We start from the raw sequence: 24980 nt of genomic DNA on the forward strand, positions 1-24980 counted from the left end.
TCAGCGGAAAAGCTGAGGGTGCTGCCGGGCATACAAGCCCTCGGCCTGCTCATGGGGCAGGTTGAGGAAGGTCCGGTAGCCCGGCACGCGCAAATAGCCCAGACCGACCAGAAACAGGCCCAGGCCAAAAACGGCGTAAATCCAGTCGACGCCGATCTGCAGCAGGGCCACACCGGCAAGACCTGGCCCCAGAACGCCGGAAACCTGCATCACCATCATGTTCACCGCCGTCATGCGTGAGCGGTAGGCCTGCGGGATGGCCAGCATGCGATGGGTGTGCCCGACCATCTGCACAGTGGCTATGCAGGCGCCGAACACGGCAAAGCCGAACACGATCAGCAGCGGCTGATGCGTCAGGCCGATACCGAGCATGCTGATGCCTTCGATCAAGATGGCCCAGAGGCTGGCATTGAAGCGCCCGATGCGCTGCGCCACCCAGACCGAGCCACCCAACGAGCCCAGCAACATGCCGGCCGACAGCCCCGCTTCACACGCACCCAGCCAGGCACCGGACAAGCCCAGGGACTGAACTTTCAAAGGCACCAGCATGCCGATGCCCGGGCTGAAGAAAATCATCACCAGGAAAGAGACGAAGGTCCAGCCGCGCTCCAGCGGCATCTTCCATTTGGCCGCCAGGCCGGCACGCAGGTCCTGCAGCCAATGGCGCTCGCTGGCACCTGGCGCAGGCGTGGCTGCCTTGATGCGCAAGGCCAGGGCCGCCGCCAGCGCCAGCAAGACCGCATGCAGCCAGAGCGCCGCTGCCGTGCCGGCCAGAGCCAGCACCGCGCCACCCAGAGCCGGCCCCATCAAGCGGCCGATGGCCTGCGCGCTTTTCTGCAAGCCCAGGCCTTCGGTCAGCTGGCTGGCGGGCAAAAGCTCGGCGACGATGCTGAAGGAGGCCGGCATGATGGCCGCCATGGCCACCACCGCGCACAGCTCCAGCGCCATGATCCAGCCCAGGTGATAGATGCCGGCCTGGGCCAGCCCAGCCAGCACCAAGCCTTCAATCGCCATCAAGGCCAGGCCGCCCGAGATCAAAAGTTTCTTGTCCACCCGGTCGCCCAAGGGCGAGAGCAGGGGCAAGGCAATGAAGGAGGCCCCGGCCATGCTGGCGGCGAACAAGGCCAGATGGGCGGCGCCGCCCTCGCTGGCCACCCACCAGGGCACGGCGACATGGCCGACCATCAGCGACAGCAGCATCAGGGAATCACTGATCAGCAAGAGGCGGAAGGGCCCGCTGAAGGCGCCCAGGCGGCGGGCAGTCGCTTGTAACATCGCGCCAGTTTGACATGGGGGGCCGGCCAAGCGGCGCGAGCAGCGCACGGCCGCGACTTCCCAGCATTTCCAACAGGGAGCCACTACGCCATGAACACCTTCAAGATCCGCCGTCGCCTTGTTTGCAGCGCCGTTTGGTCCAGTCTCGTCTTGCTCAGCGCCTGCGGTGGCGGGGGGGGTGGCAGCGACAGCCCGGTGACGCCGCCCCCGCCCTCGGCCGAGGTGCCGGCGTTGAGCAGCCAGTGCCAGAGCAATTCGGTGGCGCGTCTGGTGCAACCGGCCGCGCTGCAGGCGGGCCGCAACCAGGAACTCAGCCTGCTCGCCTGCGCCGGCCACCGCCTGAGCCAGCTGCGCTGGGAACAAAAGGAAGGCACGGCCTTGAGCGCCCTGTCGGCGCGCTCCCAGTCCATCACTCTGGAACCGGCCGCGGCCGGCAGCCATCGCTTTGAGCTGAGCTACCAGGATGAGCTGGGCCGCAGCTACAGCGCCAGCCTGCCGCTGACGGTCGCCGCCGACACCAACCCCGCGGCCCTGCGTGCGGTCCTACGCGGTGAACCCAGCGTGCATGCGGGCGGCAAGTTCTCGCTGCGCGCCTGGCTGCCAGGCCTGAACGAGACGGACCTGGCCAAGGCCACATGGCGCTGGGAACAGCTGGAAGGGCCGAGTCTGGACTTGGCTGGCGCCAGCGGCGCTCGCTTGCTGGCCACCGCGCCGGCCAGCAGCAGCGACAGCCTGCTGCGCCTGCGCGCCAGCGCTGACCTTGGCGACGGCCGCAGCGCCAGCGGCGAATTCAGCCTGCTGGTGCAAGCCCTGCCGCCCCTGCCTGCCAATCCGCTGTTTGGCAGCGACGAGACGCCTAGCCGCGTCTACCCCTATAAGGCCAGCAGCACCCGGGCCGCGGCCTTGAGCGAGTGCATCTACCACCCGGGCCTGAGCTCCAGCAACCCCAACAACCTCTGCACCCTGGGCAAGCTGCCCTTGCTGGGCAGCGCCAGCAGCATCGGCACGCCGACGGTGGATGAGATCATGGACCGCGTGCTGGTGTCCAACGACTGGATGGGCGCGAACTTCGAGCGCTTTCTGCGCGAGCAGGATGTTCACGGCGACTTCCGCCGCATGCTGGCCTCGGTGACAGCGGTGGTGATCGGCGGTCGGGTGCGGCCGGCTTTCTACTGGAGCGCCACCGGTGCCATCTACCTGGACGCCGCCAACCTCTGGCTGACGCCCGAGCAGCGCGACACGGTCAGCGAAACCCCAGACCCGCGCAGCGACAACGGCAGCGCACTCAACTTCGCCAGCCCCTGGCGTTATGTGAAGGACAACCGCCACGCCATCACCAGCCTGGCCGTGGCCAAGCGCGCCTCGCGCAGCCTGGAAGATGTGCAGAACGCGCTGGGCTCCCTGCTCTACCACGAGCTCAGCCACGCGGCCGACTTCTTGCCCCCGCGCGTCCACGCCAGCTTGCTGGGCAGCAGCAGCCGGGTCTATGAGGCCGTGCCGGCCCAGACCGCCTCGGAGCAGTTGAACCAGCGCTACCCCTTCTTCTCACTGGAGATGCGCGGTCTGGCGCGGGTGCTGTCCTATGGCGACACGCCCACGGCCACCCAGATCGCCTACCAGCCCGAGGACGTGGTGCGCTTCTTCAGCCAGGACCGCGTCAACGACGACTACAGCTACTCCATCGCCAGCGGCAACAGCTTCTCGCGTGAGGACACGGCCATGCTGATCGAGGAGGCCCTGATACAGCTTCGCCTGGGCGTCTGGCGGGATTACGCCATCACCAACAAGCTGAGCTCCGGCGGCAACAGCGCCGACCTGTTGGTCAGCTGGGGCCAGCGCGGCCGCATCGGCGAGGCGGCCATCCGGCCGCGGCTCGATCTGGTGCTGAAAGAACTCATGCCCTGGCTGCCCGCCAACTTCAGCGCCGGCCTGGCCGCACCGCAGGCGCTGCGCGCTGGCGCCAGCTGGGGTGCCAACCTTGACCAGGCTGCCTTGCAAGCGGGCAAGATCAAGCCGCTGAGCGCGCAGCAGCGCTACAACGAGCAGGAGCAGACCACCCGCGCCCTGCTGCGTGGCAGCCGCTGATCCTCAGGCTTAGAAGGTGTAGCCCAGGCCCAGCAGCAGGGTGGGCGCGCCCTTGCGCTCGACCAGCGGGCTCTTGGCCGCATCGCCGAGCACGCGGTGGTAGCCGGCATGAGCCATCAGGCTCAGGGAATCGCTGAGCTTGTAGCGCCCGGTGAGACCCAGGTCGGCACCGTAGAGACCGGCCTTGGGGTGGAACTCCTTGAACGAGGTGGCTGCGGCCTGAGCCGCGGTGACGCCGTAGTAAGACTGCAGGTAGCGCTTGTCGCCAAAGCCCAGCGAGGCCTCGGCGCCCAGTTCCAGCGGGCCGCTGGCCAGCAGAGGCAGGCTGCTGCCCAAGCTGGCCAGAGTGCCCCCATGGCCCTGCTTGCCCAGCGCCGTCTTCAACTCGAAGTTCAGAGGCAGGCCCAGGCCGCTCCAGCTTCCGGCCACGCCGACTTCGGCGCTGCCTTTGAGCTTGCCCATGCCGCGCAGGCGATCGCTGCCGCTCTGGCCTAGAAAGCCCTTGACCTTGTGGTCCTCGCGGCCGGCATCTCCGCTCAGGGTCAGTGCGAATTGAAAGTCAGGCCGCTCGACCGCCCAGTAGCGCAGCCCGCCCATGGTCGAGGCCTCGAAAGCGCCCTTGCGGTAGCGAAGATCGGGCAGCAAGACGGCATGGCTGCGGCTCTCCTTGGCGCCGACGTAGGTCGGGCTGTAGACGGCGCCGAAGCCGATCAAACCATGCAAACCCTCGCTAGGTGAAGGCTCGGCGGCCTGAGCCCCGAAGCCGGCCGCAGCCAGCATGGCGAAGACCCAGGCAGTCTTGGGTTTGAGGAGATGCGTGCGTGCGAATTTCATAGCGGGATTCAGCTTGGATGAGGTTGAACAGATGCCTGTCGGCCTGGCGGGTTAGGGCGTGCCGTGTGGCTGGCCGCACTGTGCGCATTCGCAGCGAGAGGCGCCAGGGAACTCCGCGAAGCGCCGCCGCACGCACCGCGACGGCGCGAGCCTCAGGCTGGCGCGCCAAAACACCCATGACCAGCGGCACATGGCGGGGCGGGCGCCGCAGTGACAGAGACACCCAAGGTGCCGCTCAGCCGAAATTTGTTGCACTACACAATAAATAGCGATAAATTTCCAACAAACGATAGTTGGTATTCATTAAACATGCGCATCAGCAAAACCCAGCAAGACAAAACCCGGCGCCTGCTCTTGCGCGTGGCCGTAGACCTGATGAGTCGCCAGGGCTTTGAAGGCACGACCATGAAAGAGATCGCCCGGGCCGCTGAGCTCGGCGACGCGACCATCTACAAATACTTCCCCAGCAAAGAAAAGCTGGTGCTGGCCTATTTCGAGCAGCAGGCCGGTGACGCGATCGCCCTGATGCAGAAGACCCGGGGCCAGCAAGATTTCGGCCTGCATGAACGCCTGCAGCTGCTGCTGGACAGCCTGCTGGAGCTGCTTCTGGCCGACCGCGAGTTCGTGGCCATCGCCCACCGCCTGATCCAGGGCGCGCCCATGCTGCTGCTCAGCCAGACCTTGCCGGGCAAGGAGCTGCTGCGCCAGGCTTTCATCGCCATGCTGGAGCAGGCCGAGGCGGCCGGCGAGATCGCACCCTGTGCCTTCAAACCCAGTCTGGGCGGCCTGCTGGCCGATGCCGTCTACGGCCTCGTCGCCTACTGGCTGCGCGACGATTCGGAAGAGTTCGGCAACACCAGCCAGCTGATCGACCTGAGCCTGGGCGTGCTGGTCCTTGCCCTGCAGAGCGGCGTGATCAACAAGCTGCTCGATCTGGGCGGCTTCATGCTGCGCAGCCAGCTGGCGCGCCTGCTGCAGCCGCAGGGCGGCGGCCTGCTGGAGTTGTTGGCACTGGCGAAACGCGGCCTGAGCGCAGGAGCCGGGCGATGAGAAGCATGCTCGGCGATCTCAATGTCTGGCTGCTGCTGGCCGCTAGCCTCAGCGGTGTCGCGGCCCTGCTCCATGTGCTGATCGTGTTCGGCGGCGCACCTTGGTACCGCTTCTTCGGTGCCGGCGAACACATGGCGCGCCTGAGCGAAGCGAGGCATTGGTGGCCGCCGCTCTTGACCAGCGGCATCGCCATGGTGCTGGGCCTGTGGGCGCTCTACGCGCTCGCGGCCAGTGGCGCGCTGAGCCTGCAGCTGCCCTGGCCCAAGCTGGCACTGTGCCTGATCACGGCCATCTACTGCCTGCGCGGCCTCGCCATCCTGCCTCTGCAGGCCCTCGCGCCGGAGCGCGTGACGCCGTTTCTGCTCTGGAGTTCTGTGGTCTGCCTCGGCTACGGCATCGTCCATCTGATCGGCCTGAAGCAAGTCTGGGAGCATCTGCAATGAGACCGCGCATACAGGCCACGGCGCTGCCGGCCGCAAGCCGGATCGCCCAAACACTGGCAGGCGCCGACTTTGCCGACAGCTACTGCCTGGTCGACCCCCACCCCGAGCTCAGCCCCATGCAAAGCTATTTGGCCCTGGTGGCGCACACGCCGGGCTGGATGCACGGCTTGATGGCGCTGCGCAACCGCGCGGTCCGCCTGGTGGGCCTGAAGGACCTGGGCAGCCTCAACCCGCATGAGCTGAGCAAGCCGGCCGAGGCCTACCGGGTGGGCGACCGGGTCGGCATCTTCCGTCTGAACGAATTGCACGCCAAGGAGTTGATCCTTGGCGACGACGACCGCCACCTGCGCGTCCAGGTCTCGCTGTACAAGGCCGAGGCCCGGCTCTGGCTCAGCACCGTGGTCCATGAGAAGCTGGCACTGGGGCGGCTGTACATGAGCGTGGTAGGGCCGGTGCATCGGCTGATCGTGCCGCGCCTGCTGGCTCAGGCGCCGCGCCGCGCATGAACAACAAAGCACCGCGCACCGGCCGGCTGGCGCGCACGGCAATTGCCGGCAAGGCGGTGGCGCGCGCCGGCATGGCGCAGCTGAGCCGCCGACTGCAGTCCCGGGGGCAAGACCTGGCCCCCGGCAGTGAATCTGCCCAGCTGGCCCAGCACGCACATGAGGCCCAGCTGGGGCGCATCCTGTTCGGCGCCCTGAATCAGCTCAAAGGCACGGCGCTGAAAGCCGCCCAGCTGCTGAGCATGGAGCTGGACCTGCTGCCCGAGGGCTTGCGCCTGGAGCTGGCCAAGGCGCAGTACCAGGTCACGCCGCTGAACCGGGCCCTGGTGATCAAGCTCTTGCGCCAGGAGTTTGGCGCCGGGCCCGAGACCTTGTTCGCCAGCTTTGAAACACAGGCTTTCGCGGCCGCCAGCCTGGGTCAGGTGCATGGGGCGACGCTGGCCGACGGCCGCGAGCTGGCCGTCAAGCTCCAGTACCCGGGCATGGCCGCATCCATCCACAGCGATATGCAGCTCTTGCGCCTGCTGCTGAGCACGCTAGGGCCGAGCCAGGCCTTGCCGCGAGCGGCGGTGCTGGACAGCTTGCTGAAGGACATCGAGGCCACGCTCGCCGAGGAGCTGGACTATCTGCACGAGGCCGAGCAGCTACGCTGGTTTGGCGAGCAGCTGGCAGGGCAGCCGGCGCTGCGCCTGCCTCAGCCGGTGGCGGCGCTGAGCAGCCGACGCGTGCTGACCATGGAGCGTTTGCCGGGCCTGCATCTGAAGGAGTGGCTGGCCACCGGGCCCAGCCAGGCCGAGCGTGACCGCTACGGGCAGCTGCTATTCGATCTTTTCCTGCGCAGCGTCTTTGAACTGCAGCGCCTGCAGGCCGACCCGCATCCGGGCAATAGCCTCTTCATGCCGAACGGGCAGCTGGGCTTGCTGGACTTCGGCTGCACCCGCCGCCTGAGCCCTGCCTTCTGCCAGCACTTGCGTGCGGCCTGGTGCGCCCTGCTGCGCCGGCCCTGCGACACGGCGGCTCTGCATCAAGCCTATCTGGGCCTGGGCCTGCTCCAGCCCGAGCTCAGCCACGCGGCCTTTTGCCAGGAGCTGCTGCCGGCGCTGCAAGGGATTCTCGACTGGCAGCTGCGGCCCTTCACACAAGAGCTGTTCGACTTCGGCCTTCACCCGCCGCCGCCTCGAACCGGTGCCGAGCACCAACGCACGGCGGTCGGTCACTTGCACACCATGGCCGCCGAGCTGCCGTATTTCGACCGGGCCTATCTCGGCCTGCTGCAAATGCTGCGCGACCTGGGCGCGCGCGTGCGCACGCAGAACGCCTGGATTCAAGCCTGAGCGGTCCCCCTGCTTCTTGAAAGGAAACCCCCATGAATCCCGCGTCTTCTGCTTCTGCACTTACCGCAGCCACCAAGCGCGCCTGGGTCGGCCATTGGCTGATGGCCGTGGCCGCGCTGCACACCGGCGTCGCTTTCCTGCTGCTGCACAAACCCTTGTTCGCCTTGGTGGAGCGCGGCGTCTTCAACAGCGTGGGCCAGGACCCGGTGGCAGCAGCCACGGCATGGTTCCTGCTGTTCGGCCTGCTGCTGGCGCTGCTGGCCCTGGCCATCACGCCCTTGGAGCGCCTGGGCGACGCGGCAGCTTTGACTCGCCTGGGCTGGGGCGTGCTGCTGCTCAGCGTCTTGGGCGTTCTGCTGATGCCGGCCTCAGGTTTCTGGCTGGCCCTACCCGCCGGCTGGACCCTGATTCGACGCGGCCACGGTCCTCAACGCTGAACTCCTCAATTGGGGTCAGAGTCATTTTCTCAAGGGCTCGCTGGCCCCGCTCCCCATGCTCACTTCAAGCTCCAAGCCACCGCCATGCTGACTCGTCTGCTCCTCATCCTCGCCGCCTGCATCGCCTTCTGCAGCCCCAGCCGGGCCCAGCCCTTCGACTATGAAGTCAGGCCGGTTCAGTACAAGAACCTCGCCGCCCGCCTGTATCTGCCCAAGACCAGCGGCAAAGTGCCGGTGGTGATCGGCTTCGGCGGCTCCGATCCCAGCTGGGGCTTTGCCGATGCCAATGGCGCGATGATGGCCACGCGGGGCATTGCCGTCATCGGGCTCGTGTATTTCAAGACCGAACCGGGCTTGCCACCCAGCCTGGACCAGATTCCCATGGAGTACTTCATCTCAGCGCTGGACTATGCCGAGACCGTGCCCGAGCTCGACGCCAGTCGCATGGGCGTGGTCAGCGGTTCGCGGGGCTCGGAGGCGGGCTTCCTGCTCGCCATCCTGGACGCGCGCATCAAGTCGGTGGCCATCACCACGCCCAGCAAGGTGGCCTGGGCCGGCATGACCTCGCCGCGCTCGGCCTGGACTTACCAAGGCCAGGACATCCCCGCCCTCAACCTGCCCGAAATGCCGGGCAGTACGCAAATTCAGCGCTTTGAAGCCGCCTTGGCGGAGACGGAGAAAGTCAAAGCCGCCACCTTTGCCTTCGAGAAAATCCGCGGGCCGATTCTGCTGATTTCGGCCGAGAACGATCAAATCTGGCCCGGCACGGCCATGAGCCGAGATATTCTTGATTATCTAAAGACCCATGGTTTTGCCTATTCGGCCGTGCACAAATCCTATCCAACCGGGCATGCCTTCAGCCAGGCGACGGCACCAGAAATCAAAAACATGATCGTGGAGCATTTTTTGGCGACCTTGAAAAATCAACCTTGAACACACCATGTTGACTCATTGGCGCGCCCATTCCGAGCGGGGATTCCCAAGGTTTCAGGCCTGGATGTTGGCACCGGCTCTCGTGGCTCTGGCCGGCTGCGGCAGCCCAGCCGTCGGTCCCTGCCAATCGGCCCCGGGTATCGAGGCCATCTGCGGTTTCAAAAATCCGGAAGATATGCGGCTGCTGCCCGATTCCAAAACCCTGCTCATCAGCCAGGTCGGCGCCTTGGGCCGCACAGTTTCGGGATCGTTGGTGTTTTTCGACACCCAGTCGCAACAAATCTCCGCGGCTTTTCCTCCTTCCCATCCGTCGGCTGACGCGAATTTCATGCGTGACCCGCTGCCGAAAGACAGCAGTTGGGGAGCCAGCAACTGCCCCGGCCCGCCAGGCGCCGAGTTTTCGCCGCTGGGTATCTCGATCCAGCAGCGCCAGGACGGGCGTTGGCAGGTCGCCGCCGTCAACCACGGCCAGCGCATGAGCGTCGAGATGTTTGAATGGCTTCAAGTTGGTGCCCACTACCGTCTTGAGTGGCGTGGCTGCGTGCCAACTCCGGCCGAAGTCTCCATGAACAGTGTGGCCCTGCTGCGCCATGGTGGCTTTGTGGCCAGCCATATGTTTGATCGCACGGCGCCGAGTGTTCTGGGCTTCAGCACCGGCCTGTGGAAATCGCAGCTGGGCATTGATACCGGCTATGCCTTCGAATGGCAGCCTGCTCAGGAGGACGTGTTTCGAGTGCTGAGCGACAGCCTCGGACCATTTCTGAACGGCATCGAATTGAGTGCCGATGAGCGCGAGGTATTTGTCAGCGTCACCTCAGGAAATCAAATTCGCAAACTCGATCGCGCCAGCGGAAAGCTATTGGCCACGCTTGCCTTAGAGCGACCGGACAATCTGTCCTGGGACGCGCAGGGATATGTGCTGGCCGCTTCGCTGACCGGCTCGCGCTTGCAGAATCTCTTCTGCATTCAAAACACCGGCGAGAGTTGCGGCATGGCATTTGAAATTGTGCGCATCGACCCGGTAGATATGAGTTCGGAACTGGTTTTCAAACATGAAGGCGCACCGATGGGCGCGGCCACAGTGGCGCAGCAGGTCGGTGATTTTCTGTATCTGGGCTCATTCACCGGGGACAGGATTTTGAAAATCCCTTATGCAAGAAAGAAAAAAACGCCGAGCGCGGATTTGAAACAGCGCTGAGGCAGGATTCCCACATCGGGCCAGATCCAACTCACCGAGAGCATGAGATTATCTGGCAGCAGGGCGGCGCTGCGGCAAGCACCAGACTCTCAGGCCGCCGCCAATATGGCGCCGTACAGCATCAAAAACACCGCCACGAGCAGGCAGACGCTGTAACTCAGGCCCACAAACAGGCTGCGCAGGGTGCGCGAGATCAGCGTGCCGCCATACACCCGGTGCTCGGCGCGGGCGCCCAGCCAGGCCAGAGGCAGCAGCACCAGCAGCGAGCCGCCGCCGCTGGGCATCAGCAAGGCCAGGGGCACGAACAGGAAGACGCTGCAGTGCACATGGGTGGCATAGACCAGATGGGCGATATAGCCTTGCGGCCGGCCAGCCATGGGCACGCGGTAATGGCGGTGCGCCAGCTGCAACAGGCCGGCGTACAGCGGCAGCAGGGCGACCAGGGCGTAGGAGCCATAACGCAACAGGCCATCGCTCAAGATGCGAGCGCGCTGGGCCTGAGGCAGGGCCCGGAAATGCTGCAGGCGTTCGAGCGCCGGACCGCGGAAGCGGCCATCGAGGCTTTGCTGCAGCCGGGGCTCGACCTGCTGGACCAGGCTCAGCGTCCAGTCCGTTTCCGCGCTCCCTGCGGCCTGGGCCTGCGGTGCTGCGGGAGCCGCCGGCGCGCTGAGGAACAAGGGCTCGGCGCCCAACTTCAACGCAGCGAACATCAGCACCGAGAGCGCAAAGAACAGGCGGGCCGGGCGCACATAGTGCTTGCGCCGGCCGTTCAGGTATTCGACCGTCAGCTGGCCCGGACGAAAGACCAGCAAGAACAAGGTGCGCCACAGCCGGCCATCCACGGCCAGCAGCCGGCCGGTGGCCTCGCCGACGAACTCGCGCAGGGTGGGCAGCTCGACCCGGGTTTCCTGGCCGCACTGGGCGCAAAAAAGCCCGCTGACCTCGGCGCCACAATTGCGGCAAAGGGTGAGCGGGCTCATGTCGGCGGCGGGGGCATCGCGAGAGGCCGCCCCACTGCCGGTGTCGGCAGACGGGGCGGTGCCCGACGTCTTCATCCTCAGGCGGCAGCCACCGTGGCCACAGGCTCGCCCTGGTAGCCGCGCGGCACCGCACCGAGCAGCTTGCGGGTGTATTCCTGCTTGGGGGAGGCCAGCAGCGCCTGGGTCTCGCTCTGCTCGACCACATCGCCGTTCTGCATCACCAGCACCTCGTCGGAGATGAACTTCACCACGGCCAGGTCATGGCTGATGAAGACATAGCTGAGGCCAAACTCGTCCTGCAGATCCTTGAGCAGATTGAGCACCTGAGCCTGCACCGACACGTCCAGCGCCGACACGGCTTCGTCCAGCACCAGCACCTCGGGGTTGAGGGTCAGGCAGCGGGCAATGGCAATGCGCTGACGCTGGCCGCCCGAAAACTCGTGCGGGTACTTGTTCAGCACCGTGTCGTCCAGGCCCACCTTCTTGAGCAGGGCGCTGGCGCGGGCCAGGCGGTCCTCATGGTCTTTGCCGATCTTGTGAATCTCCATCGGCTCGACCAAGGTCTGGCCGATGGTGAAGCGCGGGTTCAGCGAGGCGTACGGGTTCTGGAACACAACCTGGATGCGGCGGCGCATCTTCTGCCAGTCGTTGCCGCTCATCTTGAGCAGGTCCTTGCCCTCGAACAGCACCTCGCCGCCGCTGGGCTCATGCAAGCGCAGCAGGGTCAGGCCCATGGTGGTCTTGCCCGAACCGGACTCGCCCACCACGCCCAGGGTGTAGCCCTTGCGCAGCTTGAAGCTGACGTTCTTGACCGCCTTGAACTCTTTCTTGCTGAACAGGCCGGCCTTGAAGAAGAAGCTCTTCTGCAGGCCGCGCGCTTCCAGGATGACCGGTGCGTTCGGATCCTTGGCCTTGCCAATGGCGGCCACCCGGGCCTCGCCCTTCTGGGCGGCGATGTGGTCGTCGATGACCATCAGGCGCGCCGGGTTCTCGGTCAAGGACGGGCGGCAGGCCAGCAAGGCCTTGGTGTAGCTGTCCTTGGGGGCGCTGAAGATCTCGGCCACAGGCGCCTTCTCGCGGATCTCGCCATGGCGCATCACCACCACCTGGTCAGAGATCTCACCCACCACGCCCAGGTCGTGCGAGATGAACAAGAGGCTCATCTTGTGCGTCTCTTTGAGCTTGGCCATCAGCTCCATGACCTGGCGCTGGATGGTCACGTCCAGGGCCGTGGTCGGCTCGTCGGCGATCAGCAGCTTGGGGCTGCAGGCCAGGGCCACGGCGATCATCACACGCTGCTGCTGGCCGCCGGACATCTCGTGCGGGTAGGCCTTGAGACGGCGCTTGGGCTCGGGGATGCCCACTTCGTTGAGCAGCTCTTCGGCGCGCACCAGGGCCTGCTTCTTGCTCATGCCCATGTGCTTGATCAGGGGCTCCATGATCTGGTCGGCCACGGTGAAGACCGGGTTCAGCGAGGTCATGGGGTCCTGGAACACGCAGGCGATGTCGCGGCCACGGATGGCTTGCAGCTCGGGCAGCGAGGTCTGCAGCAGGTCACGGCCCTGGAACAGGATCTTGCCCTGGCGCTCGGCATTGCTGGGCAGCAGGTTGAGGATGGACATGGCCGTGACCGACTTGCCTGAGCCCGACTCACCCACCAGGGCGACGGTCGAGTTCTCGGGAATGTCGAAGCTGATGCCCTTGACGGCCAGCGCGCGTTGCATCTGGCCGTTCACCTTGCCCATGCGGAAGGCGACCTTGAGGTCTTGAATGCTCAGCAACATAAATGCTTTCATGGTGGATCGGTGTTCACTTCGTTCACACCGACCGACAAATACCTAACAGCTACAGTCACTTGGGGTCGGAGCTTGCCGAGTACGGCAAGGTCCAACCCACAATTACTCCAGCCCTCGCAATTTCGGATCCAGCGCATCGCGCAAGGCATCGGTGAACAGCGCAAACGCCGTCACGAACACCGCCATCAAGGCGGTCACGGAAACCAGCTGCCACCAGTAGCCGAGGATCAGCTCGCTCTGCGATTCGCTCAACATGGTGCCCCAGGAGACCTGGTCCACGCCCACACCCAGGCCCAGATAGGACAGGATGACCTCGCTCTTGATGAAGCTCACCACATGCAGGCTCAGCTGCACCAGGGCCACATGCGAGACATTGGGCAGGATGTGCTTGAACATGCGCGAGTAGCGCGAGGCGCCAATCGCCTCGGCCGAGCGCACATATTCGCGCACCGAGTGCTTCATGAACTCGGCACGGATCAGGCGGTAGATGCCGGGCCAGCCGGCCAGGCCCAGAATCATCACCACCGAGAGCACGCCCTTGCCGAAGATCACGGCGAAGGCAAAGATCAGGAGGATGCTGGGAATGGCCGTGAAGACGTTGTAGAGCCACTCGAGGAAGTCGCCGATCTTGCCCCCGAAGAAGCCCGAGATCGCACCCAGCACGGTGCCGATGATGGTGGCCACCACGGCCGCCAGCACGCCCACCAGGATGGACACTTCCGCGCCCTTGATCACCTTGGCCAGCACATCGCGGCCCAGGCGGTCGCCGCCCAGAGGCAGGGTCTCGGCCTTGACCACATCCTCGGTCTTGAACTTGCTGGCGCGTTCTTCCCATTCCTTGTACTTGGGCGCCAGCGGGTCGATGTCGCTGAGGTCGACATTGGGGCCTTTGGGCTGGGCGATCACGCCCGTGGCCTCGGCCGGGGCCGGGCCCATGAAGGTCGGCGGCGCATTGGGCACGCCCACTTCCTTCTGCCAGTTCTTGGCCAGCAGGCCGCTGGCCGAGGCGATCACCATCAGCAGGAAGAACGCGACGATGGCCATGGACACCATGCCCACCTTGTCGGCCTTCATGCGGCGCCAAGAAGCGGCCCACACGCCTTCAGATTTCTGCGCCTTGGGGTTGCCGGCGGAGGGGCTCGGAGAAGACATGACTGCACTCATTTCGCATCTCCGAAGCGGAATGAAACTGGAGAATTCTTGATTTTCATTTCAGCACCACGCGCGGGTCGACCAGCTTGTAGAGCACGTCGGTGATCAGGTTCACCACCATGGTCAGGAAGGCGATGTAGATGGCGAAAGCCTGGATGACGGGATAGTCGCTGCGGTTCACCGCCAGCAGGATCTCGCGGCCCAGGCCCGGGATGGAGAAGAACACCTCGAGCAGGAAGCTGCCGACGAAGACGCCCGGCAGAGCCACCGAGATGTTGGTCATGATGGGAATCATGGCGTTGCGCAGCACATGCTTGAGCAAGATGGTGCGCTCGGTCATGCCCTTGGCGCGCGCGGTGCGCACATAGTCATGGCCGATCTCGTCGAGGAAGAAGGTGCGGTAAAGGCGCGTGTAGGGCGCAATCGCCACCGCCACGGCCACCATGATGGGCAGGGGCGCGTAGGTGGTGAGATTGGTCCAGACACTGTCGGTCCAGCCCTGCACCGGGAACCAGCCCAGGCGGAATGCGAACACATACTGACCCACGATCACATAGACCAGCAGCGAAATCGACACCGCCACTGTGCTCAGGATCATGACCGTGCGGTCGGTCAGGCTGCCGCGCACGGCAGCCACGGCCAGGGCGAAGGGAATCGCCAGCGAGACTTCCAAAATCAGGATGGGCAGCATCACCGTCAGCGTCGCCGGCAGGCGGCTGGCAAACAGATTTGCGACCGATTCATTGGTCGCCCAGCTCTTGCCCCAGTCGAAGGTGACGATCTGCTTGATGAAGATCCAGAGCTGCTCCCAGACCGGCTTGTTCAGACCCAGCTGTTCGCGGATCGCATTGATCTGCTCGGGGCTGGCGTTCAGGCCACCCATGATTTCGGCAGGGTCGCCACCGAAGTACTTGAAGAGGAAAAACACCAGCAGCACGACGCCGAGCAGAGTCGGAATCATTTGCCACAGGCGTCTGAGCAGGTATGCCGCCATTGCTGTCGGGCTCCAGTTAACGCGTCGTCGGTTCGACAAATAGAAACCCCGCACGCGGATGGCGGACGGGGTTTGCGGGAAAAGTTGCGCGAGTCTAAGCGAAGCCAGCACGGGTTTTCACGGCGTTTGCCCTGAGCGACCCATGGCCAGGGGGCGCTAGCCGGACTGGTTTGCCTTCACTTCATTGAAAATTGCAGGACCTGATGCACGATCTGCATGACCCCAAGCCGCCCCAAGCTAACAGCCAGGCCCTAGACTGCGCGGTTTTGCGCGCCGGGGCAGCCACTCGGCAGGCGCCAGCCTCAGGCCGCCTTCTTGGGCTCTGAGCCCCGCGAACTTCATTCATCACCGAGCATGACCATGAGCAATCCGCAAGGACCGACCCCCACGCACCATGCCCGCAGCGGCGCCGTCCGGCGCGCCCTGGCCTGGTTGACCCTGGCGGCCGCCTGCGCTCCGGCCTGGTCGGCCGGCGACACCAAGACCTCGGCCGAAACCGCCAAGTCCGCGCCCAAGGTTCTTCGCTATGCCTTCCGCGTGGCCGAAACCGGCTTCGACCCGGCGCAGATCTCGGACACCTATTCCAAGACCGTGGCCGCCGGCATCTTCGATGCGCCGCTGAAGTTCGAGTACCTGGCCTCACCGGCCAAGCTGGTGCCCAACACCTTGGTGGCCATGCCCGAGATCGCGGCCGACTTCAAGACTCTGACCTTCGAAGTGAAGCCCGGCATCTACTTCAACGATGACCCGGCCTTCAAGGGGAACAAGCGCGAGCTGACCGCCGCCGACTACATCTATTCGATCAAGCGCCACTACGACCCGCAGTGGAAGAGCCCCAACCTCTATCTGCTGGAGAACGTCAAGATTCTGGGCCTCTCGGAGCTGCGCAAGGAGCTGATGGCGGCCAAGAAGCCCTTTGACTACGAGCGCCCGGTCGACGGCCTGCAGCAGCTCAGCCGCTACAAATTCCAGATCAAGCTGGGCGTGAGCGACCCGCGCTTCATCAACCAGTTCGCCGATTCCGGCTTCCTGGGCGCCGTGGCGCGAGAGGTGGTCGACGCCTACCACGACAAGATCATGGAACACCCGGTCGGCACCGGCGCATGGCGCCTGGCCGAGTGGCGCCGCAGCTCGCGCATCGTGCTCGAGAAGAACCCAAACTACCGCGAGGAGTTCTACAAAGAGCAGCCCCCGGCCGACAAGCCCGAGCTGGCCGCCCAGGTCAAGGCCTTGCAGGGCCGCCGCCTGCCCATGATCGACCGGGTGGAGATCGCCATCATCGAAGAGACCCAGCCGCGCTGGCTGTCCTTCCTCGGCAACGAGGCCGAAGTCCTGCCCGAGCTGCCCTTTGAGTTTGCCGGCATCGCCATCCCCAACAACAAGCTCGCGCCCAGTCTGGCCAAGAAGGGCGTGCAGATGACGCGCTTCGTCTACCCCGAGATCGCCTTCTCCTACTTCAATATGGAAGACGCGACCGTGGGCGGCTACACGCCGGAGAAGATCGCGCTGCGCCGCGCCATCTCCCTGGCCATGGACGTGAACAAGCAGATCCGCCTGGCCCGCCGCGGCCAGGGCATTCCCGCGCAAGGCCCGTCCATTCCCGGCGTGTTCGGCTATGACCCGAGCTTCAAATCGGAGATGAGCGAATTCAACCTGGCCAAGGCCAAGGGCTTGCTCGACCTGTACGGTTATGTCGACAAGAACGGTGACGGCTGGCGCGACATGCCCGACGGCTCGCCCCTGCGCATCGAGTACGCCACCCAGCCCACCACCGACAGCCGCCAGCTGGTCGAGCTCTGGCACAAAGGCATGGACGCACTGCAAGTCAAGATGGTTTTCAAGACGGCCAAATGGCCCGAAAACCTGAAGTCGGCCAATGCCGGCAAGCTGCAGATGTGGGGGGTCAGCTGGGTCGCCTCGACCCCGGACAACGACACCTTCCTGGCCCTGGGTGACGGCCGCGCCAAGGGCAAAGCCAACAAGGCGCGCTTCGACCTGCCGGCCTTCAACGAGCTTTACCAGAAGCAGAAAGCCCTGCCCGACGGCCCTGAGCGCCAGGCCGTGATGCGCGAAGCCCAGCGCTTGATGATTGCCTACATGCCCTACAAGATGGACATCCACCGCATCTTCACCGACCTGGCCCAGCCCTGGGTGATCGGCTACGAGCGCAATGTCTTCGTTCGCACCTTCTGGAATTATGTGGACATCGACCAGGAGCGCTTCCAGCGCGAATCCAAGTAAAGCGCACTCAGCCTGACCCGCTTGGGGTTCGACTGCATGGTCGGCCCCGAGCAATCGCACTAGACTCCAGCCCTGTTCAGGAACTGGCCGCTCGCTCGGGCGCTGCCACCGGTTCCGGCTCCACCGAACGCGCCGCGGCCCCAGGCCTGCCGGCGCGTTTGTTTGCCAAGGATGCGTTTGATCGTGCTGCGAAACCGGGTGCTGTGCCTCTTGCTCGCTGGGCTGGCCGGACTGGCTGGGCTGACGGCCGCCCCCTGCCTGGCCCAAGGCGCCGCCACGGAACCGCCGGCCAAGGTGCTGCGCTACGCCTTTCGCATTGCCGAAACCGGCTTTGACCCGGCCCAGATCTCGGATCTGTACTCACGCATCGTTGCGGCCGGCATCTTTGAAGCGCCGCTGCAGTACGAATACCTGGCAAGGCCGCTGCGCCTGCGCACCGCCACCGCCGCCGAGCTGCCCGAGATTGCGGCCGACTTCAAGACCCTGACCTTCCGCATCAAGCCCGGCATCTACTTCAATGACGACCCGGCCTTCGAAGGCCTGAAGCCGGGGGAAAAACGCGAGCTGACGGCGGCCGACTACATCTATTCCATCAAGCGCCATTTCGACCCGCGCTGGAAAAGCCCCAACCTCTACCTGCTGGAAAACGCCCGCCTGCCCGGCCTGAGCGAGCTGCGCCGCGAGGCCTTGGAACAGAGAAAGCCCTTCGACTATGAACGCCCGGTGGCCGGGCTGCGCCAGCTCGATCGCTACACCTTCCAGGTGCGCACCGAGGCGGCCGACCCGCGCTTTGTGCACCAGTTCGCCGACCCCTCGGTGATGGGCGCCGTGGCCCGCGAGGTGGTGGAACGCTACGGCGACAAGATCATGGAGCACCCGGTGGGCACGGGCGCCTTCGCGCTGACCGAATGGCGGCGCAGCTCGCGCATGGTGCTGGAGAAGAACCCCAATTTCCGCGAGCTGCGCTATGACGAGCAGCCGCCGGCCGACAGCGAGGCCCGCCTGAAAGCTCAGGCCGCACGCCTGCAAGGCCGGCGCCTGCCCATGATTGACCGGGTGGAAATCGCCATCATCGAAGAGAACCAGCCACGCTGGCTGTCCTTTCTGCGCGGCGAGTTCGACCTGGTGGACGAGGTGCCGGCCGAGTACGCACCGATCGCCTTCCCCAACAACAAGCTGGCGCCCAATCTGGCCAAGCTGGGCATGCAGATGGTGCGTTACCCGCGCGCCGATGTCGCCATCTCCTACTTCAATATGGAGGACCCGGTGGTGGGCGGCTACACGCCGGACAAGGTGGCATTGCGTCGCGCGATCTCGCTGGCCATCGACATCGACAAGGAAATTCGCCTGCCCCGGCGCGGCCAAGCCATGGCCGCGCAAGGCCCAATCAGCCCGGGCGTGTTCGGCTACGAGCCGACGCTCAAGACCACCATGAGCGAGCACGATCTGGCCCGCGCGCGCGCCTTGCTCGACCTCTACGGCTATGTCGACCGCGACGGTGACGGCTGGCGCGAACAGCCGGACGGCAGCGCCCTGACGATCGAGTACGCCACCGAACAGGACGGCGAAAAGCGCGCCCTGGCCGAACTCTGGCAAAAGGCCATGGATGCGATCCAGATCCGCATCAAATTTCGCCACGCCAAATGGCCCGAGAATCTCAAAGCCTCCACGGCCGGCAAACTGATGATGTGGGGCGTGGGCTGGAGCGCCGCCGCGCCTGACGGCGACACGTTTCTGTCCCTGGGTTACGGGCCCAACAAAAGCCAGTCCAACAAGGCCCGCTTCGACCTGCCGGCCTACAACGCGCTCTACGAACAACAGAAGGCCTTGGCCAACGGGCCTGAACGCCTGGCGCTGATGACGGAGGCGCAGAAGCTGATCGTGGCCTATATGCCGATCAAAATGCATGTGCACCGCGTCTACACCGATTTGGCCCAGCCCTGGGTCAGCGGTTACAAGCGCAATGTGTTTGTGCGAGATTTCTGGAAGTACATCGACATCGACGCCGAGGCCGCGCAAGCGAGCCCCAAGGCCGATGGAAAAAAATAGTCCGCCCCCGTGGCAGGAGGAGATGAGATCGTGAGGACCCCCTGGAACGCCGGCGCCACGCTACTGGCCGGCCTGCTCTTGTGTGCCAGCGCCGCTGTCGAGGCCGCACATGCGGCACCCGCTGCCGAAGCCAAAGGCCCCGCCCATGTCTTGCGCATGGCCTTCCCCATCGCCGAGACCAGCCTGGACCCCGCCCGCATCAACGACGAATACTCGGTCGAGATCGTCTCGAACATCTTCGAGTCGCCCCTGGCCTATGACTATCTGGCCCGGCCGGTCAAGCTCAAGCCGCTGACGGCCGCGGCCCTGCCCGAGGTGAGCCCCGATTTCAAGCAATTCACGGTGCGCATCAAGCCGGGCATCTTCTTTGCGGACGACCCGGCCTTCAAGGGCCTGAAACCGGGAGAAAAGCGCGAGCTGGTCGCGGCCGACTATGCCTATGCGCTGAAGCGCCACTTCGACCCGCAGCTGCGCAGCCCCCACTACGCCAATCTGGAGAACGAGAAGATCCTCGGCCTGGAAGCGATACGCCAGCGCAGCCTCAAGAACGGCAAACCCTTCGACTACGACGCTCCGGTCGAGGGCCTGCAAACACCCGACCGCTACACCCTGGTCATCAAGCTGGACCGTGCCAGCCCGCGCTTCGCCCACCAGCTGACGCAACCGCTGTCCCTGGCGGTGGCACGCGAGGTGGTCGAAGCTTATGGCGACGCGGTCAGCGAACACCCGGTCGGCACCGGGCCTTTTGTGCTCAAGAACTGGCGCCGGGCCTCGCGCCTGGTGCTGGAGCGCAACCCGAGCTTCCGCGAGACCTATTTCGACGAGGAGGCGGCGGCCGACGACACCGCGGCGCAGGCGGTGGCGCGGCAGCTCAAGGGCCGACGCCTGCCCCTAGTGGACCGGGTGGAGGTGTCCATCGTCACCGAGAACCAGCCGCGCTGGCTGGCCTTCCTTGGCAATGAGTTCGATTTCGTCATCGTGCCCAATGAATACGCCAATATCGCCGCGCCGCGGGGGCAGCTGGCGCCCAACCTGGCCAAGCGCGGCATGGCCTTGCACCGCAATCTGCTGTCCGATGTGATCTTCAGTTATTTCAATATGGAGGATCCTGTGGTGGGCGGCTACACACCGGACAAGGTGGCCCTGCGCCGCGCCATCGGCCTGGCCTATGACAACGCCGAGGAAGCACGCCAACTGCGCCGGCGCCTGGCGGTTCCGGCCCAAGGCATCGTCACGCCCAACACCTTCGGCTACCAGGCGGACTTCAAGACCGAGATGAGCGAATACAGCCCGGCCAAGGCGCGCGCCCTGCTGGACATGTATGGCTATGTGGACCGCGACGGCGATGGCTGGCGCGACCTTCCCGATGGCAGCCCGCTGCGTCTGCAGTACCACACGCAAGCGGACAGCAATTCGCGCGCCTTCAACGAACTCTGGCGCAAGCACATGGCCGCGCTGCAAGTGCGCATCGAATTCAAGTCCGCCAACTGGCCGGACAATATGAAAGCAGCCCGCGCGGGTCGGCTGATGATGTGGATGCTGAGTTGGACCTCCGGCATTCCGGATGCGGATTCCATGTTGAGCACCGGCTTCAGCTCAGCCAAAGGTGAAGACAATCTGAGCCGCTTTTCCTTGCCCGAGTACGACCGTGTGGTTCAGCGCATTCAGGTGCTGGCCGATGGCCCCGAGCGCCTGGCCCTGATCCAGGAAGCCGAACGCCTGCTGACCGCCTACATGCCCATGAAAGCCCATGTGCACCGCATTCGCCTGCGCGTGGCCCAGCCCTGGCTGCAGGGCTACCTGCCCCATCCCTTCATGACCGGTTACTGGCGCTTCGTCGACAGCCAGCCGCCCGGGCACAAGCCTTGAGCGGGGCCCGACACATGTTGGCCCTGGCTCTCCTGCCGGCGACGGGCGCGCGGCGGCACAAGCGGCCTGCATGCCGAAGCTCAAGCCTGCGTGCCGCCCTGCTGCTCCTGGCCGGCTTCGGCATCGGGCCCGCCGTCCAGGCCGCGGACGAGGCGCTGCCCGCACCCAAGGTCTTGCGCTACGCCTTTCGGATCGCTGAGACCGGCTTCGACCCGGCCAAAGTGCAGGACATCTATTCACGCACCATCACCCCGCACATCTTCGAGTCCCTGCTGACCTACGACCATCTGGCGCGGCCGGCCCGGATCAAGCCCTTGACCGCGGCGGCCCTGCCCGAGGTCAGCGCTGATTTCAAGATCTGGACCCTGCGCATCCAGCCGGGCATCTATTTCGCCGACGACCCGGCCTTCAAGGGTCAAAGGCGCGAGCTGACCGCGGCCGACTATGTCTACAGCTTCAAGCGTTTCGCCGACCCCGCCACCAACAGCCCGGCCTGGGACTCGCTGGAAGAAAACCACCTGCTCGGGCTCAACGAATACCGCGCCGAGCTGGCCCGCAGCAAGCAGGCTTTCGACTACGAACGCCGGATCGAGGGCCTGCAAGCCCTGGACCGTTACACCTTGCAGATCAAGCTGGGCCGGAGCCGGCCACGCTTCGACCAGCTGCTGGCTGACGCCAGCCTGTTCGGCGCCGTGGCGCGCGAGGTGGTCGAGGCCTACCCACAGCGCTCCATGGAACACCCGGTGGGTACGGGGCCCTTCCGCCTGGCCAGCTGGCGGCGCAGTTCCTTGATCGTGCTGGAACGCAACCCCGACTACCGAGAACGCTTCTACGACGCCCAGCCGCGCGTCGATGACGGCGAGGGTCAGGCCTTGCTGACCCGGTTCAAGGGTCGCCGGATTCCCATGCTGGACCGGGTGGAGATCTCCATCATCGAGGAGAACCAGCCGCGTTGGCTGTCCTTCCTGAACGGCCAGTTCGACCTGATCGACCGGGTGCCGGAAGACTTCATCAACCAGGCCATGCCCGGCGGCCGGCTGGCACCGGGCCTGGCCAAACGCGGCATCCAGGGCTACCGCGTGCTGACCTCGGACGTGCTGTTCACCGTCTTCAACACCGAAGACCCGGTGATAGGCGGCAATCAGCCCGAGCGCGTGGCCCTGCGCCGCGCCATGGCCTTGGGCACGGACAGCGAACGCGAGATCCGCATCGTGCGGCGCGGCCAGGCCATCGTCGCGCAGTCCATCCTGATGCCGCACACCACCGGCTATGACCCGCAGTTCAAGAGCGAGGGTGGCGACTATGACCCGGTGCGCGCCCGCGCGCTGCTGGACCTCTTTGGCTACATCGACCGCGACGGCGACGGTTTCCGCGAGCAGCCCGATGGCAGCCCCCTGCGCCTGGAAAGCCTGAGCACGCCGGAGAGCTTCCAGCGCCAGATCGACCAGATCTGGCAGAAAGCCATGGCCCAGATCGGCCTGCGCATCGAATTCAAGACCGCCAAGTGGCCGGAGAACCTCAAGGCCATGCGGGCCGGCAAGTTCCAGATCTGGTCCTTGGCCAGCTCGGCCGCCGCACCCGACGGGCAGGACGCCCTGGGCCTGTTCTACAGCCCACGTATCGGCGGCAGCAATTACGCACGTTTCAAGCTGCCGCTGATGGACCAGCTCTACGAACAGGCCAATGGCCTGCCTGACGGCCCCGAGCGGGCGGCCGTGTTTGCCGAGGCCAAGCGGGTGGCCGCAGCCTATGCGCCCTACCGCGCACGCGGCCATCGCCTGCTGACCGATTTGGCCCAACCCCGGCTGATCGGCTACCGCCGCCCGCCCTTCTGGCTGAACTGGTGGGAGTATGTGGACATTGAAACCGAAAAGGCACCGCACTGATGAGGCTGTACATCCTGGCCATGAAATGGCCCCTGAAACTGGCCAGCGCCGCGTGCCTGGCCTTGAGCCTCGCTGCCGTCGCGAGCCCCTTGCCGCAATCCGGCCAGGCGGCCGAACCCACCAAGGTTTTGCGTTACGCCTTCCTGGTGGCCGAGACCGGTTTTGACCCGGCTCAGATCAGCGACACCTACTCGCTGACGGTGACGCCCCATATCTTCGAGGCGCTCTACACCTACGACTTTCTGGCCCGCCCGGTCAAGGTCAAGCCCCTGACAGCGGCTGCCATGCCCGAGGTCTCGGCCGACTTCCGCACCTGGACGATCAAGATCCAGCCCGGCATCTACTTCACCGATCACCCTGCCTTCAAAGGCCAGAAGCGCGAGTTGGTGGCCGCCGATTACGTCTACAGCTTCAAACGCTTCGCTGACCCGGCGCTGAAGAGCCCCATGTGGAACACGGTGGATGAATGGGGCGTCAGCGGCCTGGCCGCCTTGCGCCAGAGGGCGCTGAGCAGCAAGAAGCCCTTCGAAAGCCAGCGCCCCATCGAGGGCCTGCAGGCGCTCGACCGCTACACCTTGCAGATCAAGCTGGACCAGGCGCGCCCGCGCCTGCTCGAGCAATTGGCGCGCAGCGACTTGTTTGGCGCGGTCGCCTGGGAAGTGGCCGAGCAGTACGGCCGCGACACCATGGAGCACCCCGTCGGCACAGGCCCCTATCTGCTCAAGGAATGGCGGCGCAGTTCGCGCATGGTGCTGGAGAAGAACCCCGGCTACCGCGAACGTTTCTACGATGCCGAACCCAATGCCGACGATGCCGAGGGCCAGGCCTTGGCCGCCCGCTTCAAGGGCCGGCGCATCCCCATGATCGACCGGGTGGAGATTGCCATCATCGAGGAGAGCCAGCCACGCTGGCTCTCCTTCCTGAACCGCGAGCATGATTTTCTTGAGCGCTTGCCTGCGGACTTTGTGAACGTTGCGATTCCCCATGGCAAGCTGGCCCCGAACCTGGCCAAGCAAGGCATGAAGCTGAGCCGGGTGCTGGCGGCGGACAGCGCCTTCACCTTCTTCAATATGGAAGACCCCACGGTGGGTGGCTACAGCGCCGAGAAGGTGGCGCTGCGGCGTGCGATTTCCCTGTCCATCGATGTCGAAGGCGAGATTCGGCGCGTACGGCGCGGCCAAGCCATCGTGGCCCAGTCCATGGTGCTGCCCCACACCAGTGGCTACTCCGAGACCTTCAAGAGCAGCAACGGCGACTACAGCACCGCGCACGCCAATGCCCTCCTGGACCTGTATGGCTATGTCGACCGCGACGGCGATGGTTGGCGCGACATGCCGGACGGCAGCCCGCTGGAGATTGAGGTGGCCAACCAGCCCGACGCCCTCTCGCGCCAGTACGACGAGCTGTGGCAACGCAACCTCAAGGCCGTTCACATCAAGGTGCGCTTCATGCACGGCAAATGGCCGGAACAGCTGAAGATGGCACGGGCGGGCAAGCTCATGCTCTGGTACCTGGGCACGGTGGCCGCCGCGCCCGACGGCTTGCCGGCGCTGCAGCGCCTGTATGGGCCGCAGACGGGCAACCAGAATCTGGCGCGTTTCAAGAACAGCGAGTTCGACGCCCTCTATGACCGACTGCAGCTGATGCCTGATGGCCCCGAGCGGGAAGCTTTGTTCCTGCAGGCCAAGCGCATTCAGGCGGCCTATATGCCCATGAAGACCCATGTCCATCGCCTGGTCTCCGACATCTCCCAGCCCTGGTTGATCGGCTACCGCCGGCCCCTGTTCCGCTACGACTTCTGGCAGTACCTGGACATCGACACCACACTCCTGCCCGCGGGCCGCTGAGAGGGTGAGAACTTTTTACTGCGCGGCCGCCATACGTCGTTGGCCGAATGCTCGGAATCCTCACGTACATAGCG

19 protein-coding genes are annotated in these 24980 nt (G+C 65.2%); 13 read left to right on the forward strand and 6 right to left on the reverse strand.

What is annotated here, in order from left to right:
* Positions 1-1275 carry an MFS transporter gene (locus LNV23_RS03470; RefSeq protein WP_263561665.1) on the reverse strand — a complete coding sequence of 425 codons (1275 nt, stop codon included), beginning with the start codon at positions 1273-1275 and terminating at the stop codon, positions 1-3.
* Positions 1276-1365: 90 nt separating this feature from the next.
* On the opposite strand from LNV23_RS03470, the gene LNV23_RS03475 reads away from it, so the two are divergent.
* Positions 1366-3360, forward strand: a complete 1995-nt coding sequence (locus LNV23_RS03475) for a hypothetical protein (protein WP_263561666.1) — start codon at positions 1366-1368, stop codon at positions 3358-3360.
* A 9-nt stretch (positions 3361-3369) separates the two neighbouring features.
* On the opposite strand, the gene LNV23_RS03480 is transcribed toward LNV23_RS03475, so the two are convergent.
* Complete coding sequence (locus LNV23_RS03480; RefSeq protein WP_263561667.1) at positions 3370-4194, reverse strand: MipA/OmpV family protein; 825 nt, start codon at positions 4192-4194, stop codon at positions 3370-3372.
* A 309-nt stretch (positions 4195-4503) separates the two neighbouring features.
* Here LNV23_RS03480 and LNV23_RS03485 point away from each other — a divergent pair, with 309 nt between their 5' ends.
* From LNV23_RS03485 to LNV23_RS03515, 7 genes are all read left to right on the forward strand, one after another.
* Positions 4504-5244: a TetR/AcrR family transcriptional regulator gene (locus LNV23_RS03485; protein ID WP_263561668.1), complete on the forward strand. Its 741-nt coding sequence runs from the start codon at positions 4504-4506 to the stop codon at positions 5242-5244.
* On the forward strand, positions 5241-5687 hold the full coding sequence (locus tag LNV23_RS03490; RefSeq protein ID WP_263561669.1) for a hypothetical protein: 447 nt from the start codon (positions 5241-5243) through the stop codon (positions 5685-5687). The genes LNV23_RS03485 and LNV23_RS03490 overlap by 4 nt, the downstream gene beginning before the upstream one ends.
* A complete protein-coding gene (locus LNV23_RS03495) occupies positions 5684-6193 on the forward strand; it encodes a DUF2867 domain-containing protein (protein WP_263561670.1) in 510 nt (169 codons plus the stop codon). The genes LNV23_RS03490 and LNV23_RS03495 overlap by 4 nt, the downstream gene beginning before the upstream one ends.
* Complete coding sequence (locus tag LNV23_RS03500) at positions 6190-7524, forward strand: ABC1 kinase family protein (RefSeq protein WP_263561671.1); 1335 nt, start codon at positions 6190-6192, stop codon at positions 7522-7524. The genes LNV23_RS03495 and LNV23_RS03500 overlap by 4 nt, the downstream gene beginning before the upstream one ends.
* A 32-nt stretch (positions 7525-7556) precedes the next feature.
* Positions 7557-7961, forward strand: a complete 405-nt coding sequence (locus tag LNV23_RS03505; protein ID WP_263561672.1) for a DUF6463 family protein — start codon at positions 7557-7559, stop codon at positions 7959-7961.
* An 84-nt stretch (positions 7962-8045) separates the two neighbouring features.
* The gene (locus tag LNV23_RS03510) at positions 8046-8894 is read left to right on the forward strand and encodes an alpha/beta hydrolase family protein (protein ID WP_263561673.1); all 849 of its coding nucleotides are present in this window, start codon (positions 8046-8048) and stop codon (positions 8892-8894) included.
* Positions 8895-8901: 7 nt separating this feature from the next.
* Positions 8902-10092, forward strand: a complete 1191-nt coding sequence (locus LNV23_RS03515; protein WP_263561674.1) for an SMP-30/gluconolactonase/LRE family protein — start codon at positions 8902-8904, stop codon at positions 10090-10092.
* An 89-nt stretch (positions 10093-10181) separates the two neighbouring features.
* Here the strand turns inward: LNV23_RS03515 and LNV23_RS03520 are convergent, their stop codons facing one another.
* The 4 genes from LNV23_RS03520 to LNV23_RS03535 all read right to left on the reverse strand — a co-directional run bounded on the left by LNV23_RS03520 (position 10182) and on the right by LNV23_RS03535 (position 15014).
* Entirely contained in the window at positions 10182-11072 is an 891-nt protein-coding gene (locus LNV23_RS03520; protein WP_263561675.1) for a DUF3667 domain-containing protein, read from the reverse strand.
* Between the two features lie 77 nt (positions 11073-11149).
* Positions 11150-12868, reverse strand: coding sequence for an ABC transporter ATP-binding protein (locus LNV23_RS03525; RefSeq protein ID WP_263561676.1), 1719 nt, complete (start codon positions 12866-12868; stop codon positions 11150-11152).
* A 102-nt stretch (positions 12869-12970) separates the two neighbouring features.
* Positions 12971-14020, reverse strand: a complete 1050-nt coding sequence (locus tag LNV23_RS03530; protein WP_263561677.1) for an ABC transporter permease — start codon at positions 14018-14020, stop codon at positions 12971-12973.
* 55 nt (positions 14021-14075) lie between these two features.
* Positions 14076-15014 carry an ABC transporter permease gene (locus LNV23_RS03535; RefSeq protein ID WP_263561678.1) on the reverse strand — a complete coding sequence of 313 codons (939 nt, stop codon included), beginning with the start codon at positions 15012-15014 and terminating at the stop codon, positions 14076-14078.
* A 360-nt stretch (positions 15015-15374) separates the two neighbouring features.
* Here LNV23_RS03535 and LNV23_RS03540 point away from each other — a divergent pair, with 360 nt between their 5' ends.
* The 5 genes from LNV23_RS03540 to LNV23_RS03560 all read left to right on the forward strand — a co-directional run bounded on the left by LNV23_RS03540 (position 15375) and on the right by LNV23_RS03560 (position 24906).
* The gene (locus LNV23_RS03540) at positions 15375-17255 is read left to right on the forward strand and encodes an ABC transporter substrate-binding protein (protein ID WP_263561679.1); all 1881 of its coding nucleotides are present in this window, start codon (positions 15375-15377) and stop codon (positions 17253-17255) included.
* A gap of 183 nt (positions 17256-17438) precedes the next feature.
* A complete protein-coding gene (locus LNV23_RS03545; protein ID WP_263561680.1) occupies positions 17439-19304 on the forward strand; it encodes an ABC transporter substrate-binding protein in 1866 nt (621 codons plus the stop codon).
* 30 nt (positions 19305-19334) lie between these two features.
* On the forward strand, positions 19335-21173 hold the full coding sequence (locus LNV23_RS03550; RefSeq protein ID WP_263561681.1) for an ABC transporter substrate-binding protein: 1839 nt from the start codon (positions 19335-19337) through the stop codon (positions 21171-21173).
* 14 nt (positions 21174-21187) lie between these two features.
* A complete protein-coding gene (locus LNV23_RS03555; RefSeq protein ID WP_263561682.1) occupies positions 21188-23059 on the forward strand; it encodes an ABC transporter substrate-binding protein in 1872 nt (623 codons plus the stop codon).
* A complete protein-coding gene (locus LNV23_RS03560; protein ID WP_263561683.1) occupies positions 23059-24906 on the forward strand; it encodes an ABC transporter substrate-binding protein in 1848 nt (615 codons plus the stop codon). Before LNV23_RS03555 ends, LNV23_RS03560 begins: the two co-directional genes overlap by 1 nt.
* Positions 24907-24980: the final 74 nt, after the last annotated feature.

Origin of the sequence: Kinneretia sp. DJ1R-11, from assembly GCF_025717595.1 — a bacterium.
Taxonomy (GTDB): domain Bacteria; phylum Pseudomonadota; class Gammaproteobacteria; order Burkholderiales; family Burkholderiaceae_C; genus Paucibacter_A.

What these genes read in the sequence shown, in the direction of transcription:
- LNV23_RS03470 (WP_263561665.1), bottom strand. Translation starts at nt 1,275, where the DNA reads ATGTTACAAGCGACTGCCCGCCGCCTGGGCGCCTTCAGCGGGCCCTTC.
- LNV23_RS03475 (WP_263561666.1), top strand. Translation starts at nt 1,366, where the DNA reads ATGAACACCTTCAAGATCCGCCGTCGCCTTGTTTGCAGCGCCGTTTGG.
- LNV23_RS03480 (WP_263561667.1), bottom strand. Translation starts at nt 4,194, where the DNA reads ATGAAATTCGCACGCACGCATCTCCTCAAACCCAAGACTGCCTGGGTC.
- LNV23_RS03485 (WP_263561668.1), top strand. Translation starts at nt 4,504, where the DNA reads ATGCGCATCAGCAAAACCCAGCAAGACAAAACCCGGCGCCTGCTCTTG.
- LNV23_RS03490 (WP_263561669.1), top strand. Translation starts at nt 5,241, where the DNA reads ATGAGAAGCATGCTCGGCGATCTCAATGTCTGGCTGCTGCTGGCCGCT.
- LNV23_RS03495 (WP_263561670.1), top strand. Translation starts at nt 5,684, where the DNA reads ATGAGACCGCGCATACAGGCCACGGCGCTGCCGGCCGCAAGCCGGATC.
- LNV23_RS03500 (WP_263561671.1), top strand. Translation starts at nt 6,190, where the DNA reads ATGAACAACAAAGCACCGCGCACCGGCCGGCTGGCGCGCACGGCAATT.
- LNV23_RS03505 (WP_263561672.1), top strand. Translation starts at nt 7,557, where the DNA reads ATGAATCCCGCGTCTTCTGCTTCTGCACTTACCGCAGCCACCAAGCGC.
- LNV23_RS03510 (WP_263561673.1), top strand. Translation starts at nt 8,046, where the DNA reads ATGCTGACTCGTCTGCTCCTCATCCTCGCCGCCTGCATCGCCTTCTGC.
- LNV23_RS03515 (WP_263561674.1), top strand. Translation starts at nt 8,902, where the DNA reads ATGTTGACTCATTGGCGCGCCCATTCCGAGCGGGGATTCCCAAGGTTT.
- LNV23_RS03520 (WP_263561675.1), bottom strand. Translation starts at nt 11,072, where the DNA reads ATGAGCCCGCTCACCCTTTGCCGCAATTGTGGCGCCGAGGTCAGCGGG.
- LNV23_RS03525 (WP_263561676.1), bottom strand. Translation starts at nt 12,868, where the DNA reads ATGAAAGCATTTATGTTGCTGAGCATTCAAGACCTCAAGGTCGCCTTC.
- LNV23_RS03530 (WP_263561677.1), bottom strand. Translation starts at nt 14,020, where the DNA reads ATGTCTTCTCCGAGCCCCTCCGCCGGCAACCCCAAGGCGCAGAAATCT.
- LNV23_RS03535 (WP_263561678.1), bottom strand. Translation starts at nt 15,014, where the DNA reads ATGGCGGCATACCTGCTCAGACGCCTGTGGCAAATGATTCCGACTCTG.
- LNV23_RS03540 (WP_263561679.1), top strand. Translation starts at nt 15,375, where the DNA reads ATGAGCAATCCGCAAGGACCGACCCCCACGCACCATGCCCGCAGCGGC.
- LNV23_RS03555 (WP_263561682.1), top strand. Translation starts at nt 21,188, where the DNA reads ATGTTGGCCCTGGCTCTCCTGCCGGCGACGGGCGCGCGGCGGCACAAG.
- LNV23_RS03560 (WP_263561683.1), top strand. Translation starts at nt 23,059, where the DNA reads ATGAGGCTGTACATCCTGGCCATGAAATGGCCCCTGAAACTGGCCAGC.